Source organism: Rufibacter radiotolerans (genome assembly GCF_001078055.1).
Classification (GTDB): Bacteria; Bacteroidota; Bacteroidia; order Cytophagales; family Hymenobacteraceae; genus Nibribacter; species Nibribacter radiotolerans.
This window is the reverse complement of record NZ_CP010777.1, coordinates 3,429,965-3,451,252: the sequence shown is the minus strand read 5'-3', so window position 1 is coordinate 3,451,252 and position 21,288 is coordinate 3,429,965. Positions and strand designations below refer to the sequence as shown.

13 protein-coding genes are annotated in these 21,288 nt (G+C 53.6%); 9 read left to right on the top strand and 4 right to left on the bottom strand.

Annotated features, from left to right (window positions below; all coding sequences use genetic code 11):
- Positions 1-91 precede the first annotated feature (91 nt).
- Positions 92-1,315 (top strand): RtcB family protein, encoded by a 1,224-nt coding sequence (locus tag TH63_RS14090; protein WP_048921498.1) that lies wholly within the window; start codon positions 92-94, stop codon positions 1,313-1,315.
- Between the two features lie 246 nt (positions 1,316-1,561).
- On the opposite strand, the gene TH63_RS14085 is transcribed toward TH63_RS14090, so the two are convergent.
- The 3 genes from TH63_RS14085 to TH63_RS14075 form a co-directional block, all read right to left on the bottom strand.
- A complete protein-coding gene (locus TH63_RS14085; protein WP_231583479.1) occupies positions 1,562-2,677 on the bottom strand; it encodes a PepSY-associated TM helix domain-containing protein in 1,116 nt (371 codons plus the stop codon).
- A 73-nt stretch (positions 2,678-2,750) separates the two neighbouring features.
- A complete protein-coding gene (locus TH63_RS14080) occupies positions 2,751-5,063 on the bottom strand; it encodes a TonB-dependent receptor (protein ID WP_048921497.1) in 2,313 nt (770 codons plus the stop codon).
- 110 nt (positions 5,064-5,173) lie between these two features.
- Positions 5,174-6,250 (bottom strand): mechanosensitive ion channel family protein, encoded by a 1,077-nt coding sequence (locus TH63_RS14075; protein WP_048921496.1) that lies wholly within the window; start codon positions 6,248-6,250, stop codon positions 5,174-5,176.
- 263 nt (positions 6,251-6,513) lie between these two features.
- On the opposite strand from TH63_RS14075, the gene TH63_RS14065 reads away from it, so the two are divergent.
- On the top strand, positions 6,514-8,688 hold the full coding sequence (locus TH63_RS14065) for a bifunctional alpha,alpha-trehalose-phosphate synthase (UDP-forming)/trehalose-phosphatase (protein ID WP_048922857.1): 2,175 nt from the start codon (positions 6,514-6,516) through the stop codon (positions 8,686-8,688).
- 167 nt (positions 8,689-8,855) lie between these two features.
- On the opposite strand, the gene TH63_RS14060 is transcribed toward TH63_RS14065, so the two are convergent.
- A complete protein-coding gene (locus TH63_RS14060) occupies positions 8,856-10,637 on the bottom strand; it encodes a glycoside hydrolase family 15 protein (RefSeq protein WP_048921494.1) in 1,782 nt (593 codons plus the stop codon).
- Positions 10,638-11,360: 723 nt separating this feature from the next.
- Between TH63_RS14060 and TH63_RS14055 the strand changes: the two genes are divergently transcribed.
- From TH63_RS14055 to TH63_RS20865, 7 genes are all read left to right on the top strand, one after another.
- Positions 11,361-12,116, top strand: a complete 756-nt coding sequence (locus TH63_RS14055; protein ID WP_076606666.1) for a phosphoadenylyl-sulfate reductase — start codon at positions 11,361-11,363, stop codon at positions 12,114-12,116.
- A 15-nt stretch (positions 12,117-12,131) separates the two neighbouring features.
- Entirely contained in the window at positions 12,132-13,040 is a 909-nt protein-coding gene (gene cysD, locus TH63_RS14050; RefSeq protein WP_048921493.1) for a sulfate adenylyltransferase subunit CysD, read from the top strand.
- 319 nt (positions 13,041-13,359) lie between these two features.
- On the top strand, positions 13,360-14,637 hold the full coding sequence (locus tag TH63_RS14045; protein ID WP_048921492.1) for a sulfate adenylyltransferase subunit 1: 1,278 nt from the start codon (positions 13,360-13,362) through the stop codon (positions 14,635-14,637).
- Positions 14,638-14,976: 339 nt separating this feature from the next.
- The gene (cobA, locus tag TH63_RS14040) at positions 14,977-15,798 is read left to right on the top strand and encodes a uroporphyrinogen-III C-methyltransferase (protein ID WP_048921491.1); all 822 of its coding nucleotides are present in this window, start codon (positions 14,977-14,979) and stop codon (positions 15,796-15,798) included.
- 12 nt (positions 15,799-15,810) lie between these two features.
- A complete protein-coding gene (locus TH63_RS14035; protein ID WP_048922855.1) occupies positions 15,811-17,526 on the top strand; it encodes a diflavin oxidoreductase in 1,716 nt (571 codons plus the stop codon).
- Positions 17,527-17,811: 285 nt separating this feature from the next.
- Entirely contained in the window at positions 17,812-19,488 is a 1,677-nt protein-coding gene (gene cysI / locus TH63_RS14030; RefSeq protein ID WP_048921490.1) for an assimilatory sulfite reductase (NADPH) hemoprotein subunit, read from the top strand.
- Positions 19,489-19,787: 299 nt separating this feature from the next.
- Positions 19,788-21,278, top strand: a complete 1,491-nt coding sequence (locus TH63_RS20865; RefSeq protein ID WP_048921489.1) for a TSUP family transporter — start codon at positions 19,788-19,790, stop codon at positions 21,276-21,278.
- The last annotated feature ends 10 nt before the right edge of the window (positions 21,279-21,288 follow it).

The window sequence follows — 21,288 nt, the reverse complement described above, 5'->3', positions numbered from 1 at the left end:
AAGATTCCTGTTTTAAGCCTGTTTTCCCGAAAACAGCCCCAAAACGAACTTCAGATTTTCCGTATAGCCATAGCCACCAACTTGTACCGCCATGGCTATTGTCTTGAACAACATCACCGTTTTTGGGGAAGAGATTATTGACCAAAGCGCCATTGACCAAATCCAGCGCTGCGTGAGCGAAGAAGACATTGGCGTGCTCACCGCCGATGCCCATTACGGCTACGCGCACCCCATTGGCGGCGCGGTGGCTTACAAGAACCACGTGTCGCTCTCTGGGGTGGGGTTTGACATTGGCTGCGGCAACAAAGCCGTGCGCACCGACCTGCTGGCGCAAGACGTGGACATTGCCCGCATCATGAACCAGATCGTGCGCAGCATCGGTTTTGGCGTAGGGCGGCCCAACCCCAAACCCATTGACCACCCCGTGCTGGACCACATCGGCAAAGCCGATTTTAGACCCCAGCGCGAACTTAAAAAACTAGCCGCGGAACAGCTGGGCACCGTGGGCAGCGGCAACCATTTCATAGACCTGTTCGAGGACGAGGAAGGCTACCTCTGGATTGGCGTGCACTTCGGGTCCCGGGGCTTCGGGCACCGGACCGCCACCGGGTTTATTGCCATGTCACAGGGCCTCGGTTTTTTTGACAAAGCCAAGGAAGGCCCCATGGATGGACCGCCTATCTTGTTTGATATTCAATCTGCCCTGGGCCAGGACTACATAGCCGCCATGTCTCTGGCCGGCGAATACGCCTACGCGGGCCGCGATGTGGTGGTAGAAAAAGTGCTACAGATTCTGGGCGCCAAGTCCACGGAAATGATCCACAACCACCACAACTTCGCGTGGTTTGAGCGGCACCAGGGTGAAGACTACTGGGTAGTGCGTAAGGGCTGTACTCCCGCTTTCCCCGGGCAGAAAGGCTTTATTGGGGCTAATATGTCTGACAATTCTGTAATCATAGAGGGCGTGGAAAGTGAGCTGTCCGTTCGGGGATTATATTCTACAGTACACGGCGCGGGCCGCCTGCTCAGCCGCCGGGCCGCCGCAGGCAAGACCAAATGGATGCGCGACAAAAACGGCGTGAAACGTAAAACAGTGGTATCTAAGGGTCTGGTAGATTTTGACGCCGTACAACAGCGCATGAAAGAAAAAGGCATTGAACTGCGTGGCGCCGGTGCCGATGAAGCCCCCGAAGCCTATAAGAAACTGGAAGACGTCCTGAAGTACCAGGGCAACACCATACGCGTACTGCACACCCTCAAACCGCTGGGCGTAGCCATGGCCGGGGAAGATGTGTATGACCCGTACAAAGATTGAGTTGGTATATGTGGCAGGTACCGCTACTAGTGAGGCTAGTGCCTCACGGAAGTTGAAAACTTCCATTCATGTTAGGTCCAAGTTGAAAACTTGAACCAGAGAAGGTTTTGCACTTTCTCACTCACCTACTCACTCCCTTTTTGTCATCCTGAAAGGACCTTGTGGGCAAACTAGATAGACAGAGGCTAAATGCATGTAATACGTTTTAAGCCCGTTTTCCCAAAAACAGGCTTAAAACAAGATTGGCTACGCCAGTTTCAACTGCAGCCTTTTCTTCTTCTGTTTGTTGCGCCAGATCATAAAGCCAGAAACCCACAGAAAGGCCGGCAGAAAACCCAGGATAAACCAAAGCACGCGGGTCACATAGCCGCCAATCTCCCCGAAGTGAAAAGGGATAAACCAGTTGCGGAGTATCTTGGCGCCAAGAGGGGCCGTGTGCGGGTCAAACTGGAAAAGGACCTGGCCGGAGTATTGGTCCAGGTAGACCATGGGCCGGAGTTCCGGGCCGGCGCCTACGGTGGCGTCTTTCACAAACGTGAAGAAGAGGGTGCCTATGCTGTCTTTGGGCATGGCCAGGCTGCGTTTGGGTAGGGTGGGGTAGAAGCTGCTCATGCGGGCCAGGGCCTGTTCTACGGTAAGCGCAGGGGCGTCAAGGGCGTATACAGATTTCAGCTTCTTGCCTTCGGGCAGGCGTTCTTTGGTGGCGGTAAGTTGGTTCACAGCTGTTTGGGTGCCTTCGGGGAATGCGAAGTAAGCGCCCGTGATGGCCATGAAGAAAAGCGGTACTGCCACGTAGAAGCCGGTCACATTGTGCAGGTCATAGGTGCGGCGTTTGGGTCCGGCGTGGGGTTTGTAGCGCAGCCCGTCACGCAACAAACGCTTCTTGCGCGGGAACCAGAGGTACAGACCGGTAGAGAGCAGGACAAACGCCATCAATAAAGCGCAGGTGCCTGTGATAGTGGAGCCGGTTTCACCCATGGTCAGTTGCCGGTGTAGTTCCAGAACGCCTTCAAACACGCCCCGTCGGTTTTTCATCTCGCCCAGGAACTGGCCGGTGTGCAGGTCATAATACAGCCACTCTTTCTTGTCTTTGAGCTTTACCTGGTAGTTCTCCAACTCGCGGGTAGGAAAGTTGAGCGTGGCCAGCTGGCTTTTAAACTGAGCTTCGGCTTTTCTGACTATCTCAAGGGCCGGGTAAACCGGGCCGCTATTTTTGGTTTGGTATTGGTCAGCGTACAGCAGGGCCGTGAGCTCCGGCTGGAACACATACAAAGAACCCGTGATGCCTACTACAGACAACACGGCCCCGCAAACCAACCCCACCCACAGGTGTACTAAAACCAGAATCTGCCTCAGCCTCATAAAAATCAAAGCGCCAGCCTTTCAACACAGAATATGCCGGAAGGCTGGCGCCGTAAAAGTAGTGGAAGTTAGGTTAAAAGTTTATACCCACAGTACTAATGATGGTGCGCGGGGCACCCGGCATAATGGCCGTAGATGACTGCGCTCCGTCATAGTAATGCTCATCTGTCAGGTTCTTTACGTTCACGCTGAGATGGAAGTGTTCAATGCGGTAGAAAATGGTGGCGTCTACTTTGGTGTAGCCGGGTAATCTAAAGCTGTCGGTGGCATCGCCGGGACGCGACTGCACTGAGGTGAAGCCGCCGCCAAAGCCCAGGCCTTTCCAAGGGCCTCTCTGCAGTTCATAGGTGCTCCAGAAGGTGAAGTTGTGGGGGCTCACGTTCTGGAAGCGGGTGCCTTTGGGGGTAGTGCCGTCAGAACTCACTTTGGCGTTGATGTAGCTGTAGGTGGCAATGGTGTTCAGGCCGGGTAAAACCTCTCCCGTTACGTCAATTTCCATCCCTTCGCTGATGATCTCGCCAATCTGTACTTTAAAATTGATATCTCTGGGGTCAGCGGCAGAAACGTTGCTTTTCTTGATCTTGAAGTAGCTGGTAGTCAGGTTAAGACGGTCCTGGAAAAGGCCTAACTTAACACCGCCTTCCCGCTGGGTGGTAGTCAATGGATCAAAGGTGTCGCCTTCCAGGGTGCGGCCAATCTCGGTCTGGAACCCGGTAGAGAAGTTGGCAAACACAGAAAGCGGTCCGTACAATTCATACAATACACCAATGCGGGGGTTGAAGGCGTAATTTTTCTGCTCCACGGTGTTTTTGCCTAAGTAGTCTTCAGAGCGGTAGTCATAGATGTCATAGCGGCCGCCCAGCAACACGTTCAGGCGTTGGCGAATGGTAATGAAATCCTGCACGTAGAAACCGTAATTACGGGTCACGTCCTGGTAATCCTGGGAGGTGGCCAGCTTGTCAACGGGCTTCGGTTTGCTGCTATAGACCGGGTTGTAGATGTCCAGCACGTCATAGGCGGCGCGTTTCACGTTCAGGTCCAGCAGGAAAGAACTGTACTCTACGCCGGCCACGGTGCGGTGCTGAATCTGGTCGCCGGTGGTAAAGCGGCCATATAACTCATTTTGGGTGGCAAAGTAGCGCTCAAAGTAATACTGGTCCTGGTAGCGGCGGTTAATGAGGCGGTCTGAATTCTTTACCAGCGTGGTCTGCTCCACCAGTTTGCGGGTCTCCGTGCCGTAATTGAAGTTGGCGGCGTGGCGCAGGCTCCAGGTGTCATTGAGTTTGTGCAGCAGGTTGTACTGCACAAAGCGGTTCTGGTAGAAAGAGTAGTTGTCGGGCTCACCTAAGCTGCGGCTGCGGGGCACATCGGCAATCTTGCCGTTTACCGCAAAAATACCCCGGTCAGAAGGTTGGTTGTGGTTCAGTAACTCGGCCTCCACGCTCAAGGTGGTGTTAGGCGAGAAGTCATACGTGATAGACGGTGCCACGAAATAGCGCTTGTTCTTCATGAAATCCCTAAAGCTACCATTGCGTTCATACACTCCGTTAAAGCGGTATTTTAAGGCTTTGCTTTCCCCAACGGTGCCACCCAAATCTACCGCCGGCCTGATTAACCCAAAGTTATTAGCGGTCAGTTGCAGAGATTGGAAGGTGTAGGCAGTTGGCTTTTTGGTGGTAATGTTGATGAGTCCGCCGGGGTCACTTACGCCATACAGCACAGAGGCCGGGCCTTTCATCACTTCAATCTGCTGCACGTTGGCGCTCTCGCGGTAGGTACGGGCCGGGTTCCTAAAGCCGTTCTTGAAGATGCTGTTCTGGTCTGTTCTGAAGCCTCTTATCTGGAAAATATCTGTTCTACTGCCAAAACCGGTCTCTACCGATACCCCGCTCACGTTGCGCATGGCGTCTTCAATCTTCACTACCTGCAACTGGTCCAGGGCCCGGCGCGAGATCACCTGCACCGATTGTGGTACCGTGCGAAGGGCTGCCTCCATCTTGGTGGCGGTGGTGCCTTCGCGCTCCAGGTAATTGCCGCTGCGGTTACCGGTAATCTCTACTTCTGATAAGGTGAAATCTGAGGTATTGAGGCGCATGTACAAAGGCGTGGCCTGACCCACCTGAATGGTGACCGCCTGGCGCAGCGACTCATAGCCAATGCCCGTGGCCTGCAAGGTATAGCTACCTGCCGGAACGTTCTTGATCACGAATTTTCCTTCGTCATCGGTGGTGCTGCCCAGAGTTGTACCTTCCAATCCCACGCTAATACCAGGCAGGGCCTCGCCTTTCAGAGACTGAATGCGGCCTTCCAGACGGCCATTGCTCTGCGCGAATAAGAGGAAGGGAAGGGCAAGGAAAAGAAGGCAGAGTAAAAAGGACCTGTTCATAGGGCTTAGGCAGCAGCTTATTTAGAATCATTCAAAACTGATGCAAAGCTAGGAGCAGGGAAATAGGAAACAAAAAATTATTTAGAGAAAATCTAAATAGATGACGAAGATCATTCTATGGGGCCTACCGGCATGATGGTGCGGGTCTGCGGCAGACAGTTCGGGTAATGTTCCTGCACGTACATGATGAGTTTTTCCCGTACCCAACAACGCAGGTCAAAGGCGCTGGCAGAGTCTTGGGCGCTTACCAGAATACGTATCTCCAGCGTACGTTCCTTTGCCTCTGTTACCTGTAGTACCGCCACCCGGCCATCCCAGAGGTGGTTCTCAGGCAAGATGCGGTTGAGTTCCGTGCGCAGTTCCTCCAGGGGGGCGGTGTAGTCCAGGTAGAGAAAGACGCTGCCCAGCAGTTCGGTGGTAGTGCGGGTCCAGTTCTGAAAGGGTTTCTCAATAAAGTAATTCAGGGGCAGAATGAGCCGGCGCTGGTCCCAGATGCGCAGCACCACATATGTAAGTGTGATTTCCTCTACCCGGCCCCACTCATTCTCCACCACCAGCACATCATCTATTCTTATAGGCTGGGTAAAGGCAATTTGGAAACCGGCCAATAAGTTGGCCAGGGACCGCTGGGCCGCAAACCCAATAATCACACCCGCAATCCCAGCCGAAGTGATCAACCCCGTGCCTATTTTTCTGACCGTAGGGAAGCTCATCAGGACCAGCGCCGCCGTGAAAAACACAATCAGGATGATCACTATTTTTTTGATGAACTGCAGCTGCGTAAAGAGCTTCCGCTCTTTAAAGTTATCGGCTTTGTCTAGTTGGTACTTATGCCGGAGTCTGTCCTGTACCACATACACCCAGCCAATAAGGAGCCAAGCAAAGGAGCAGGTGAGACTTATTTCCACAATTCGGCGCAACACTTCCAGCCCATAGGGCGCCAAAGGTACCAGTGGCAGCACCATGGCCAATACCAGAAGCGGTAGGAAATAGGAGAGGGGCCGGTTAATGTGGTCGAGGACCGCCTGTAGCCAGACCTTTGGGTAACGGCTGTTGTATAGTGAAATAGACCTGATGATCAGGAATTTAATAAAATAGCCTATCAGCAGCCCGCCCACAATAATGGCCAATCCCTTAAAGAATAAGGGGAGGTGGTCTTGAATGACATGTTTGATGTCTTCTATCATATTCTCATAAAAGCAAGGCAAGTTTACCCCTACCTGGTGCAGGAAATAAAAGTTGCGTCTCTGCCTTGGAACGGGTTTGGTCCCTTTTGGTTGATTTTGTACTATTCGCCTAGACGTAAACTTATAGGCTTTGAAAAGAGTAAACTAGGAGAGGAGCGGAATATATACCGCTTGCTTCTTTACTGTTAAAGTAAGGTGCCATGGTCAAAAAACCTGGCCCAGCTCTTGGCACCTTCCCATATTTTTCACCAAAAAACGACACTATGCCTAAGACCATCATTATCTCAAACCGGCTTCCTATTAAAGTGCAACGAACCGAAGAAGGACTGGCCTATGAGACAAGTGAAGGGGGGTTGGCTACTGGTTTAGGCTCTATCTACAAACAAGGCCACAACGTCTGGATTGGCTGGCCCGGCACCTATTTTGAGGACGAGGCCGAGGAAAAGCAGGTGCATGATGACCTGTCTAAGCAGAGCATGCTGCCGGTTTTCCTCACTGAATCTGAGATACGCGACTATTATGAAGGGTTCAGCAATGAGACCCTGTGGCCTACTTTTCACTATTTCAGCCAGTACGCGGTATATGAAGACGCCTATTGGCAAGCCTACCAGACCGTGAACCAGAAGTTCTGTGACGCCGTCATGGAAGCCGCCGAGCCCGGCGATACCATCTGGATACATGACTACCAATTGCTGCTGCTGCCGGAGCTCCTGCGCGAAGAACTTCCCAAAAGCAGCATCGGGTTTTTTCAGCACATTCCGTTTCCTTCGTTTGAGGTGTTCCGGCTGCTGCCTTGGCGCGAGCAGATCCTGAGGGGGATGCTGGGCGCCGACCTGATCGGTTTTCATACCTATGATGATGCCCGCCACTTCCTCAGCTCCGTGAGCCGGATTGTGGGCCTTAACACGGCGCAGGGCTTGATTGACAACGGCTACCGCCACATAATGGTAGACGCCTTCCCCATGGGGATTGACTATGACAAATACGCCGCCCTGGCAGATTCCCCGGAGACCAAGGCCAAGATAGAGGAATACCGCGCCGCCCTTCCAGACCAGAAGATCGTACTCTCCATTGACCGCCTGGACTACTCCAAAGGGATTCCGCAGCGGCTGCAGGCTTATGAGCTGTTCCTGAAAGAGCACCCCGAGTTCCTGGGCAAAGTCACACTCTCCATGCTGGTGGTACCCTCCCGCGACCAGGTAGAGAAATACCGGCAACTAAAAGAAACCATTGATGAGCTGGTGGGCCGCATCAACAGCTCTTTCCGCACCATCACCTGGAACCCCATCCAGTACTTTTACCGCTCGTTCCCCATTGAAGAACTTTCCGCCCTGTACTGCGTGGCAGACATTGCCCTGGTCACGCCCATGCGCGACGGCATGAACCTGGTCTGCAAAGAATTCATCGCCAGTAAACTGGACCATAAAGGGGTGCTGATCTTAAGCGAGATGGCCGGGGCCTCCCGTGAGTTGGCCGATGCCATTCTCATCAATCCCAATGACCTGGGCCAGATAGTGCGCTCGCTCCATGAGGCCCTTACCATGCCCGAGGAAGAGCAAATGCTGCGCATGGAACACATGCAGGACCTGGTGCGCCGCTATAACATTCACCACTGGGTAGAAATATTTATGAACCGATTGGAATATATAAAAGTGAAGCAGATGTCCATGGCCACGGAATACCTTTCTGAGGAAGAAAGCACCCAACTGGCAGAGAATTTCAAGAAAGCGAACCAGCGCATGTTATTTCTGGACTATGACGGTACGCTCACGTCCTTCAAGAAAGACCCTACCCACGCGTTCCCAGATGAAGAACTGCTGGAAATTCTCCGGTGCCTGGCCCAGGACCCCAAAAACCGGCTGGTGATTGTGAGCGGCCGTGACCGGAACACGCTGCACAAATGGCTGGGGCACCTGCCCGTAGATTTTATTGCGGAACACGGCGTGTGGCTCAAGAAGCACGAAGGCGAATGGGAAATGCTCCAGCACCTAAGCGACGCCTGGAAAACCGAGGTACGGCCCATTATGGAACTGCACGTGAGCCGTACCCCCGGTTCTTTTATTGAGGAGAAAGACTTCTCCCTGGTGTGGCATTACCGCAAAGTGGACCCGACCCTAGCCGAGCTGCGGGCCCGGGAGCTAAGCAATTATTTGATGTTCATGGCGGCCAACATTAACCTGCAGGTCATGGAAGGCGATAAGATTGTGGAGGTGAAGAACGTGGAAGTAAACAAAGGTATTGGCACTACCCGCTGGCTGGAACAATTCCCCCATGACCTTATCCTCTGCATAGGCGATGACCGCACCGATGAGGACATGTTCAGCGTGATGCCGGAGGAGGCGTTCACCATCAAGGTTGGCAGTGCCCGCTCCCACGCCCGCTTCAGCCTGGACAACTCGCAGGAAGTAAGAAAACTGCTGAAGGCGCTTTGCGAGTAAGCTGGAAGGAAGAAGTGATTAGTTGTTAGTGATTAGATTTTTGTTGGAGAAACCAATTAATTGAATAGTCTTTTTGGCCTGTTTTCCTGAAAACAGGCCAAAAACAGAAAGGCCCACAACTTGTGGGCCTTTCTGTTTTTGTGAAGAAATTAACGCTAATTACTCTCTTACAAAAATGACGGTCTGTCCAGGCGGTTAGAGATGCGGTAGGCGGCGTTTAACAAGCCCACGTGGCTGTAGGCCTGCGGGAAGTTCCCCCACTGGCTTCCGTCCTTGGAGTCTACGTCTTCGCTGAGCAGACCCAAATGGTTGGTGTATTTGAGGATGTTCTCAAACTCAGCTATCGCCTCATCCAGGCGGCCCACGCAGGCTAGGGCCTCAATGTACCAGAACGCGCAGATCAGGAACGTGCTTTGCGGCACCCCAAAATCATCGGCGTGCTTGTACCGGTAGAAAAGCCCCTCTGGGGTTTTGAGTTCGCGTTCCATGGCCGCCAGGTGAGATTTGGCCAGGTCTGAGGCGGGGTCTATGTAATGCATCATGATCAACTGCAGGGTGCTGGCATCCAGATGGTTTTTGCCAATGGCCTGGGTGTACACGCCACGCTGCGGATCATAGCATTCCTCAATTTTGCGGGCAGCTTCCTGCATGAGTTCGGTGGCCATGTGGGCCAACTGGTCATCGCCCATATAGCGGGCCGCGTTGCGGGCAGCCGAGGCCCCGGCCCAATGGAAGAGGTACGTGTAGCAATGGAACTGGGCAAAATCACGGAACTCCCACAGGCCCGCATCTGGCTCATGCATGGTCTGCTTTATTTTCTCCAGCGTCTTGTAGATCAGTTTCTGGGAGTCAATGCGCTCGGCGTCATTAAACCGGCGGTCTACGTACAGCGGCAGCAGGGCCACCAGAATCTGGCCGTAGACATCATTCTGGATGTGGGTGTAGGCGTCGTTGCCAATGCGCACGGGTTTGTTGCCCAGGTAGCCGTCCAGGTCCATCTCAATCTCAGTTAGCTTGCTTTGCCCGCTAATGGAGTACAGCGGCTGGTAGCGTTGGGTGTCTTTGGCCGTGATGTTGGCAATGAAATGAAAGTAGCGCTCCATCTCCTCAAAGTGCCCAATATTGTTGAACGCGTTGAGAATGTAGTACGTGTCACGCATCCAGCAGAAGCGGTAGTCCCAGTTTCGGCCGGAGCCGGGGTGTTCTGGTAAGCTGGTGGTAGGGGAGGCAATAATGGCCCCCGTGTCTTCATACTGATGGATCTTAAGGGCCAGGGCACTCCTGATCACCTGCTCCTGGTGGAACGTGCTGATGCTGGTGTTCTTCACCCACATGCGCCAGTAGCGCGTGGTCTGGCTCAGGAATTCCTCGGCAGTGTTCTGCAGATTAGCTTCCAGCGGCGCGCCGTAGGTCAGGACAAAGTAAAGCGTCTCGTTCAGGACAAAGAACTGGTCTTCCAGAATGTAGCTCAAAGAAGCATTGGTGGTCAGGCGCACTTCCTCGTCCAGGCCCAGAAACGCGATGTGGTTGCTGCTGCGCCTTCTTTTCAGTTCCAACTGCCCGTAATTGCCCATAGGCCGGCAAGTGGCTTTTATGCGCGGCGTACCGGACAAAGGTTCCACCTTCCTGATGATCATGAGGGGTTTGTAGTACCGCTGGTGCTGCCGGAAACGGGGCGCCACATCGGTTACCCGGTAAGAGCCCTGCTCACAGGTGATCTCGGTGCACAGGATGTTGGTGTTCTCCTTGTAGTATTGGTGAGAGGTGAAGTGGTCGGCGTCTGGTTTCACAGAGAACTCGCCGCCCTTCTGCCGGTCAATAAGCGGCCCGAAGATAAAGCTGCTGTCAAAGCGCGGCCAGCAGAGCCATTCAATATTGGTGTCTTTGTGGATGAGTGCCAAATAAGCACAGTTGCCAATAAGACCCATGTCATAGGTATGTTTTGCCATTCAGGTTTTTCCGGGCACCGGGGTTGCCAGCCGCTGCCAGATTTACCATGTACCGTATTGTAGGTATTGAGGTTACCTGATTTTTTTAAAAGGCTGAGAAAGCAAATCCGTTTCAGGCCCGTTTTCCGGAAAACGGGCCTGAAACGGATTCAATGGAATTGTGCCTTCATGTGTGATGGTAAAGGCAGGCTCTTAGGTAACTCTGGTTGTTTATGGGGCAGTTTTTTAGAGTATGGGAAATAGCAGGATTGAAACTAGAGGTTAGGTAATTTTAAGAGTTTTTTAACAAGAAATATAGCATTCATCTTTAGGCACAAGTCTGGCAACAAGCCCCTTAATTCTAGGCCACGATCCTGGTTTTTGCCTGTTTTCTGAAAAATACCTTTAAAACGGAACAGTGTTGCTTGTGAATCCGTTAACACAACTCATGATTGGGTATGAGATATGAAAGCAGTAGCTTCTTTGGCTGCTAAATTTTTATTTTAAATCTCTACTAAATTGATAGGGAAAATTTGGTTTAGAAAAATCGGTTCCTATCTTTGCGATCATCTTAACAGCTAGATAAAAGACTACATGGTCTACTCATCCCACATAGAGCGAATGCGCTTCTGCTGTTGCAGCTCCTGCTGCTGTTGTTGCTAAGAAACTGGCAGCCCATTTCTTCTTGTGCCCATTGGGTACCCCTTTACTATATTCTTTTTTCTTATTACCTATTTTCTTGTCATGGCCTCTTCGCAACAAGAGCATGTGTCTCAACTTATCCAGGAGACCGAAGGATTCACCCTAGACCAGGTGCTGGCTTTTTTGGCCGACCGCTACCCGGGCCAAGTGACCTTTTCCTCCAGCTTCAGCTTTGAAGACCAGGTGATCTCCCACCAGATTCTGGAAACCGCGCTGCCCATCAGCATTTTCACGCTGGACACCGGCCGCCTTTTCCCAGAAACCTATTCGGTGTGGAACAAAACCAATGATGCCTACCAAACCCGCATCAAGGCCTACTACCCCAACAATGCCTTGCTGGAGGAGTTTGTGCACGCCAAAGGGCCCAACTCCTTCTATGAGTCTACCCAGAACCGCAAAGACTGCTGTTTCATCAGAAAGGTGGAGCCGCTTAAAAGGGCTTTGGCCGGCAATGCCGTCTGGGTGACTGGCCTCCGGGCCGAGCACTCCCCGGGCCGAGGCGACCTACCCGCCTTTGAGTGGGACGAGGGCAACCAGCTCATCAAGTTCCACCCGTTGTTGCACTGGACTACTGAGGAGGTGATGGCTTTCATCAAACAGCACAACATCCCCTACAACCACCTGCATGACAAAGGCTTCATCTCTATTGGGTGCGCGCCCTGCACCCGGGCCATCCAGCCCGGCGAAGATTTCAGGGCCGGCCGGTGGTGGTGGGAAGACAGCAGTAAAAAAGAGTGCGGCTTGCACGTGACCGAGCAGGAGCCCGGGGTAGCCAACTCATTAGCCAAAATTGTTTAGATAGATACTTAGCGTATGCGTTCCTATAAATTAGATTACCTGGACCAGTTAGAATCAGAGGCGATTCATATTTTCAGAGAAGTAGCGGGGCAGTTTGAGCGTCCGGCACTTTTGTTTTCCGGCGGAAAAGATTCCATTGTGTTGGTGCACCTGGCGCTTAAAGCGTTCAGGCCCGGCAAGCTGCCTTTCCCACTGGTACACATTGACACCGGCCACAATTTTCAGGAGGCCCTTGATTTCAGAGACTATCTGGCCGCCCACCTGGGCGAAAAGCTGATTGTGCGCAACGTGGAGGACACCATCAAAGCCAAGGGCCTCACCGAGCAGAAAGGCAAGCTGCCCAGCCGCAACGGCCTGCAGACCTACACCTTGCTAGACACTATTGAGGAGTTTGAATTTGACGCCTGCATTGGCGGGGCCCGCCGCGATGAGGAGAAAGCCCGCGCCAAAGAACGCATCTTCTCCGTGCGTGACGAGTTCGGCTCCTGGGACCCCAAGCTGCAGCGCCCCGAGCTCTGGAACACCTATAACGGCAAGATCCAGAAAGGCGAAAACGTGCGCGTGTTCCCCATCAGTAACTGGACCGAGCTGGACATCTGGAACTACATCAAGCGGGAGAATATCGAGTTGCCTTCCATCTATTTTGCGCACGAGCGCGAGGTCCTGGAGTTTGAAGGCCGCCTGGTAGCCACCAACGAGTTTGTGCAGCTGCACCACACAGACGTGGTCACCCGCAAAGTAGTCCGTTACCGCACCGTGGGCGACATGACCTGTACCGCCGCCGTTGAGTCCAACGCCTCCACCCTGGATGACATCATTAAGGAGATCATCGCCACCAACACCAGCGAACGAGGCCAGACCCGCATAGACGACCGCGTCTCAGAAGCCGCCATGGAAGACCGGAAGAAGAACGGGTACTTTTAATGAGTGATTGAAAGATTGAATGATTGAGAGAATGATTAGCTCCGCCTTCCGCTCTTCTGTCATCCTGAAAGGACCCTGTGGGCGAACGGTAGTAGCCTTTACTACAAAGTTTATCTAGCTCGCCCACAAGATCTTTCCATGATGACAAAAAAGGTAGAGGAAAGGGATTGAAAGTAAAGACCTGAATTGATAGAAAATATAAAAGCGAGTGCTTCTGCTAAAAGTCAAAATGTGTTTTAGCCCTGTTTTCCCAAAAACACCATTAAAACAAAAATTTAATTAGCACATCAGCACCTTGCTTCATTAGCACATTATACCAATGGACATCTTAAGATTTTTAACCGCCGGGAGCGTAGATGATGGCAAAAGTACCTTGATTGGCCGCCTGTTGTATGACAGCAAGTCCATCATGGTAGACCAGTTGGAGGCCATGGAGCGCAGCACCAAAAACCGCGACGAAGGGCAGATTGACCTGGCCCTTTTAACCGACGGCCTACGCGCGGAGCGGGAGCAGGGCATCACCATTGACGTGGCCTACAAGTACTTCTCCACGCCCAAGCGAAAGTTCATCATCGCAGATGCGCCGGGCCATATCCAGTACACCCGCAACATGGTGACCGGGGCCTCCAACTCAGACCTGGCCATTATCCTTATTGATGCCCGCCACGGCGTGGTGGAGCAGACCCGCCGGCATTCCATCATTGTGTCCTTGCTCAACCTGCCGCACGTGGTGGTAGCCGTGAACAAGATGGACTTGGTCAACTACTCGCAGAACGTGTATAATGATATTGTCATTGACTACGCGCAGGTGGCTAAATCTCTGGGCCTGAAAAACGTGTCCTATATTCCTATCAGTGCCCTGAACGGCGACAACATTGTGGAGAAATCTGCGGCGCTGCGCTGGTATGACGGAGATTCCTTGCTGGGGCTCCTGGAGAGCGTGGAAGTGCACGAAGACATCAACCTTTCGGAGGGCCGTTTCCCGGTGCAGTACGTGATTAGGCCACAAACCGAGGAGCTGCCGGACTACCGCGGCTACGCCGGCAAGATCATCAGCGGCATTTACCGCAAAGGCGACAAGGTGGTGGTGCAGCCCTCTGGCGTGGAAAGTACCATTGCCGCCGTAGAGGTGGCCGGGGCCGAGGTGCAGGAAGCCTTCGCGCCGCAGAGCGTGGTCCTGCACCTGGCAGATGACGTGGACATCAGTCGCGGCGATGTGATTGTGCAGAAAGAAGCACCGGTAGAGGTGGCCCAGGAATTTGAGGTAGTCCTTTGCTGGATGAGCAATACCCCGCTGGTGGCCCGCAACAAATACCTGCTCCAGATCAACAGCCGCACCGTGCGTTGCGTGGTGAAGGAACTGGAGTACAAACTGAACGTGAACACGCTGGAGAAAGAAGCATTGCCGGCCTCGGCGGGTCTCAATGACGTGGTAAAAGCCACCATCAAAACGGCATCACCTATCCCGTTTGACTCTTACAAAAAACTGAGGGCCAACGGCGGGGCTATCCTGATTGATGAAACCAGCAACGTGACGGTAGGCGCCTGTATGATTGACTCGGTGGCCAGTGAAAAACCGTTCTGGCCTGAAATCTAAAAAATAGCCTTAAAACAGCCGTTTATTTTTAGCCTCCCCCTTCTGTTTAGCCCTTCTTAAGCCTTTGGCTGTGAATTAAATGGCCAAAACAGGAAGCGGAGGAGGGGACCCTACAGCCTTTTGCCTTTGTTCCCAGTGATTTCTCTGGTTATACATCATCTCGGTCTGTCCCCTGACAGCCCGAGGAACCAGAAACGAGTTGGCCTGTCCCCAGACAGGCCAAGGAGGGGAAATACCATTTTACGCCTGTTTTTAAGAAAACTGCCTCAAAACAGAACCGCTCCTTCCACCAAACTTACCCATTTCCCCTTACCGGAAATTGGACCAACCAACAAAACAATGAGTACACACCAGAAAACAGGAAAAGTGATCATCGCCGGGGCCGGCCCCGGCGACCCGGATCTGATCACCATCAAGACGGTGAAAGCCCTGGCCCAGGCAGAGGTGATTCTGGTAGACCGGCTGGTGAGCGAGGAGATCCTGCACCGCTACGCCGCGCCCACCGCCCAGATTGTGTACGTGGGTAAACAGTGTCGCAGCTATGGTACCACGCCGCAGGCTACTATCAATGAGCTGTTGGTGGAGTTCGGGTTACTGGGCAAGCAGGTGGTGCGCCTCAAAGGCGGCGATGTCTCCATTTTCTCCAATGTGTTGGATGAACTGCAGGCCCTGGTGGCGCATGAGATTCCCTATGAGATCATACCAGGCATTACGGCAGCGTTGGGGGCGGCGGCCTATGCGGGCATTCCGCTCACGGCGCGGCAGCATTCCACCGCCGTTAGGTTCCTGACCTTCTACACCTATAGCAAACTCACGGACGGCTACTGGCAGGAACTGACCCAGACCGAAGACACACTGGTGTTCTACATGAGCAGTGAGCGGCTGGGAGAGGTGGTAGAGAAGCTGACCCGCCACGGCATTTCTGAGGAGAAGCAACTGGCCGTGGTAGAGCAGGCCACCACGCCGCTGCAGCACGTGCACGTGAGCAGCCTGTATGACTTTGAGCAGAACCTGGCCGGTAAAACGTTTGTGTCGCCCTCTTTGGTGATCATAGGCAAGGTGGTGAACCTGCACCAGGAGTTCAAGTGGTTCACCAACAACCCAACTAGAGAATATTACTTCAAGCCGGTCTCTGAACAAGTCAGCTTGGTCTTACAATAATTAGTGATTGCCATGTTAGCAGAAGTAAAATTAAATGCGCTTAAGGCCCTAGTAGGTCAGTCCAGCAAAGAAGAGTTGATCTGGATGAACGGATACCTGGCCGGGCTTATTTCCCAGGGAATAGCTTTGCCCGAAGCCGCCCCCGAAGTGGTGGCCGCCGCTGCCAAGCCGGTGGTGGGCCGCGTGACTATTGCCTACGGCACCGAGACCGGTAACTCCAAGCGGGTGGCCACTGAGTTCGCCAGCAAGGCCAAGAAGACCGGTATCAATACCCGCGTGGTCAGCCTGGACCAGTACCGCCTCAATGACCTAGAGAAGGAGGAATACTTCCTGGCCGTGGTAAGCACCCAGGGCGAAGGCGAGCCCCCGGCGGCGGCCCAGAAATTCTATGACCATATTCACCAGACGGATACCAAACTGAGTAAACTCAAGTACAGCGTCCTCGCCTTGGGCGATACCTCTTACCCGCTGTTCTGCAAGGCCGGCGAAGACGTAGATACCCAACTGCAGCGCCTGGGCGGCAACCGCATTACGCCCATTCAGAAATGTGATGTGGATTTTGAGGACGAGGCCAACGCCTGGCTCCAGAGCGTGCTGCAGGCCCTCACCTCATCGGCGCCAGCCGCAGCCCCCGACCAGGTGAATGGGGCAGCAGCGGTAAAGAAAGCCGGCAAGAAAACCTATACCGGTACCGTGCTGGCCAACCTGCTGCTCAATGACACCGGCTCCCGGAAAAAAACGCATCATATAGAAATTGCCGCCGAAGAACTGGAATACGAGCCCGGCGACGCGCTGGGTGTGGTACCCGTGAATAAGCCTGCTACGGTTACTGCCATCTTAAAAGTCACCGAACTGGCCCCTGAGACGCCTATCGCTTTCCGGAACAACACCTACCCGGCGCAGGAGCTGCTTTCAAGAAAACTGAATGTGACTTTCCTGCCCGAGCGGGTGGTGAAACAGTACGCGCAGGTGGTCAACCAGAATATCCCGGCTACCAGAATTGACCTCTTGGACCTGCTCAAAATCTATCCGGTCAAGGACACCGATCAGTTCAAGGAAGTACTGCAGATTCTGGAGCCCATCACGCCCCGCCTGTATTCTATTTCTTCGTCCCTGGAGGCCTTTGACGGCGAGGTGCACCTGACGGTGGCCCGCGACGAGTTCAGGGTGAACGAGGAGGAGCAGTGCGGCCATTGCTCAGATTATCTTTCTGAGTTGCCGGAAGATGCCCAGTTTGAGTTCTACATCCACAAGAACCACCAGTTCAAGCTGCCTGCCCCTGAGAAGGATATCATCATGGTGGGGCCGGGCACCGGCGTGGCCCCGTTCCGGGCGTTCCTGGCGCACCGTGATGCCACCGGCGCTGAGGGCCGCAACTGGCTTTTCTTCGGGGACCAGCACTTCGCCACCGACTTCCTGTACCAAACCGAGATCCAGAGCTGGGCCGAGACCGGCGTGCTAAATAAGGTGAACGTGGCTTTCTCACGTGACCAGCAAGAGAAGATATACGTGCAGCACAAGATGCTCCAAAACGCGGCCGCGGTCTATGAGTGGATAAGTTCAGGGGCGTATTTCTATGTCTGCGGGGCCAAAGAACCCATGAGCGTAGACGTGGAGAACACCCTGCTCCAGATCATTGCCCAGCAAGGCGGCCTGTCTGCCCAAGATGCGCAAAGCTTCCTGGACAAACTCAAGGAAGAAGGCCGCTACCTCAAGGATGTCTATTAATTGCACCTGCTTCAAGTTTACGCATTCCGTCCCCCTTTGAAGGGGGTAGAGGGACGACAAGGCCAGATGAGAAACCGATTGCCGAACCAACGGAGGAAGAGAAATGGCTTCTCGGGAGGACTAATCTGCATGAATAATCCTCCCCCTACCCCCTCCGAAGGGGGACGAAGAAGTACTTGAAAAGAATCTGTTTTGGGCCTATTTTCTGAAAAATAGGCCCAAAACAACCCACTAGAAATAACTGCAGGAGGCATGCTTCCTGTCCATTATAAAGACCGGTTTACCATGTCAATTGATAAAAAGAATCTGTCGCCTATTGAGCGCATCAAAGAGGAAAGCGACGGTTTAAGAGGCACGCTCAATGAAAGCCTGCTGGATGAAATCACAGGAGCCATCAGGGAAGATGACCAGGCCCTGGTTAAATTCCACGGCATGTACCAGCAGGACGACCGCGACCGCCGCGAGGAACGCGCCGCCAAAAAACTGGACCGCCTGTACTCTTTCATGATCAGGCTTCGCCTGCCCGGTGGTTTCCTTACCCCGGAGCAGTGGGTAGCCACGCACCACATTGCCGGCGAGAACTCTACGGGCGTCATCAAAATCACCACCCGCCAGACCATTCAGTTGCATGGCATTGTAAAGTCGCGTACCCGCCCCACGCACAAAGCCTTTAACGCGGTGGGGCTAGATTCCATTGCCGCCTGCGGCGATGTGAACCGGAACGTGGTGGCCACGGCACACCCGCTGGAGTCTCCGCTGCACGAGCAGGTGCACCAGTACGCCGATCGCATAAGTGAGTACCTGTTGCCCAAGACCCGTGGCTACTATGAGGTATGGCTGGAAGACGAGAAAATCATAGACAAGAAAGAAGAGGAAGACCCGCTCTACCAGGACCGCTACCTGCCCCGCAAGTTCAAGATTGGCCTGGCCATCCCGCCTAACAATGACGCCGACGTGTTTGCCCAGGATCTGGGGCTTATTGCCATCATTGAGAAAGATGAATTGCTGGGCTTTAACATCGCCGTAGGCGGCGGGCTGTCCTCTACCCACGGTAACCCTGACACGTACCCCAGGCTGGCCTCGGTACTTGGTTTTGTGAGTACCCAGGAGTCTGATGAGAAGCTGTTCAAGGCCGTATATGAGGTCTTAACCGTGCAGCGTGATTTTGGCGACCGCACAGATCGCAAGAAGGCCCGCGTGAAATACACCATTGACCGCATGGGGGTAGACGGCTTCCGGAAGGAGCTGGAAAGCCGTATTGGGTTTGCGCTGGAGCCGGCAAGGCCCTATATCTTCCGTAGCCGCGTAGACCATTACGGCTGGAAGCAAAACGACAAAGGGTTGTGGTACTACACCGTGTTTGTGGAGAACGGACGCGTGGTAGATGAGGGAAATGCGGCCTTGAAATCTGCTTTTTTGGAGGTGGCCCAGACCGGCAAAGCCAACTTCAGGTTTACCTGCAACCAGAACGTGATCCTGAGTGACATCACCCCGGAAGACAAAGCCCTTATTGACCAGATTCTGGTAAAATACAACATTGTGCTGCACACAGAAGGGGCCTCGCTGCTCAGGAAGAACGCCATGGCCTGCGTGGCCCTGCCCACCTGCCCCTTGGCCTTGGCCGAAGCACAGCGCTACCTGCCTCACCTCATTACCAAGATTGATGAACTGCTGGTGAAACACGCCTTGCAGGACGAGGAGATTATTGTCAGGATGACCGGTTGCCCCAACGGATGCGCCCGTTCCTATATGGCCGAGATTGGATTTGTAGGCACGGCTCCCGGCCGCTACAACCTTCAGTTAGGCGCAGACGCGCAAGGGGAGCGCCTGAACAAAATCTACCGCGAGAACGTGGATGAAACCTCCATTCTGGAAGAGCTAGACCAGGTGTTTGCCACTTTCAAACAGGAACGCATTCCGGGTGAACGCTTCAGTGAGTTCGCCAACCGAAAGTTGGTATAGTAGAAGTGACTTTCCGTTTTGGGCCTGTTTTCTTAAAAACAGGCCCAAAACGGAAAAGTATCTGCTATGGCTGGCGCGAGTCTTTAGAGTCGTGACTACGGATGCTGGGTAGTCTCCAGACTACCCTCGCTGCGCAAGAAGCGAAACCGGTATTTTGGTCTTTCATTTCAAGAAGTTATAAGTGACTTCCGCGCCATAGAATTGAAAACAGACCTTGACTCCCTGAGTCTGCACGAGTCTGGAGACTCGCGCCAGAAGAACAAACTAACAATCAGCAATCAACAATATAGCAATCACCAATGTCCACTACCACTTTGAAAGAGCAAAATGAGTTGTTCCCGGTTTTCCTGAAACTGGAGCACCTAACCGTGCTGGTGGTGGGCGGGGGCTACGTGGGCACCGAGAAACTGACGGCTCTGCTGCAGAATTCGCCCCGGGCCACCATTAAAGTAGTAGCCATTCAGTTCAGCCCGGAGGTGCTGCAGCTAGCCCTGGAGAACGAGAACATCTCGCTGGTAGCCAAGGCGTTCAGCCCGGAAGACGTGGCTGGCTCCGATCTGGTGATTGTGGGCATCAATGACCGCCAGGCTAGCCGCGAGATTAGCCTGGAAGCCAAGCGTCAGGGCAAACTGGTGAACGTGGCGGACCAGCCTGAGCTCTGTGATTTCTACCTGAGCTCCGTGGTTAGGAAAGGCAACCTCAAGATTGCCATCTCTACCAATGGCAAGTCGCCTACGCTGGCCAAGCGCCTGAAAGAAACCTTTCATGACGCACTGCCCGAGGAACTGGACCAGGTGCTGGATAACCTGCAACTCATCCGCAACCGCCTCAAAGGAGACTTCTCCGCCAAGGTGACCCAGCTTAACGACATCACCAAAGTACTGGCCACCGAACCTACTGCCGCCAGGAAGCAACCGTCGGGGAGATTCGGGAAGATTGCCTTTTTAGGCTTATTTGCGCTCCTCTTTACCACGCTGGGGCTGGTACTTTCGCCTTATCTTTCTTTGCAGGAGGTAGGAAATTTTGCCACTTCCATTGACCCGCTGTTTTACTGGATGATCATGGCCGGCTTTGTGGCGCAGTTGGTAGACGGCGCCCTGGGCATGGGGTATGGCGTTACCTGCACCACCATTTTAATGTCGTTGGGTGTGAACCTGCCCGCCATCAGCGGAAGCATCCATACGGCAGAGGTTTTCTCCAGCGGGGCCTCGGGCTACAGTCATTACAAGTTCGGGAACGTCAATAAGAAACTGTTCAAGGTGCTGCTGATACCGGGCGTGATTGGCGCGATCCTGGGGGCTATGTTGCTGTCTTGGGTGGGGGAGGAGTACGCCGGGTATGTACGGCCGGTGTTGGCCACCTACACCTTGATTCTGGGCGCCCGAATTGTATACAACGCGTTCAGGAAAACGAAGGAACGCAAGAAAATAAAGAAGGCGGGACTGCTGGCCGGCGCCGGTGGTTTCCTGGATTCGTTTGGGGGTGGGGGCTGGGGCCCACTGGTGACCAGCACGCTTATTTCTAAAGGCCGCACCCCGCGGTTTGTCATCGGGTCAGTGAGTATTACGGAGTTCTTTGTGGCGCTGGCCAGTTCCTTAACCTTCTTCGCCCTGCTGGGCCTGGGGCACCTGCCCATCATTCTGGGCCTAATCATAGGCGGAGTAATAGCGGCGCCCATCGCGGCCCGTTTGGCCGGTAAACTGCCCCTCAAAACCATGTTCATCGCCGTAGGGTCTCTGGTGATTATCTGGAGCTTGAGAATCCTGCTGAAGGCGGTAGGGATATTTTAAGCCTGTTTTC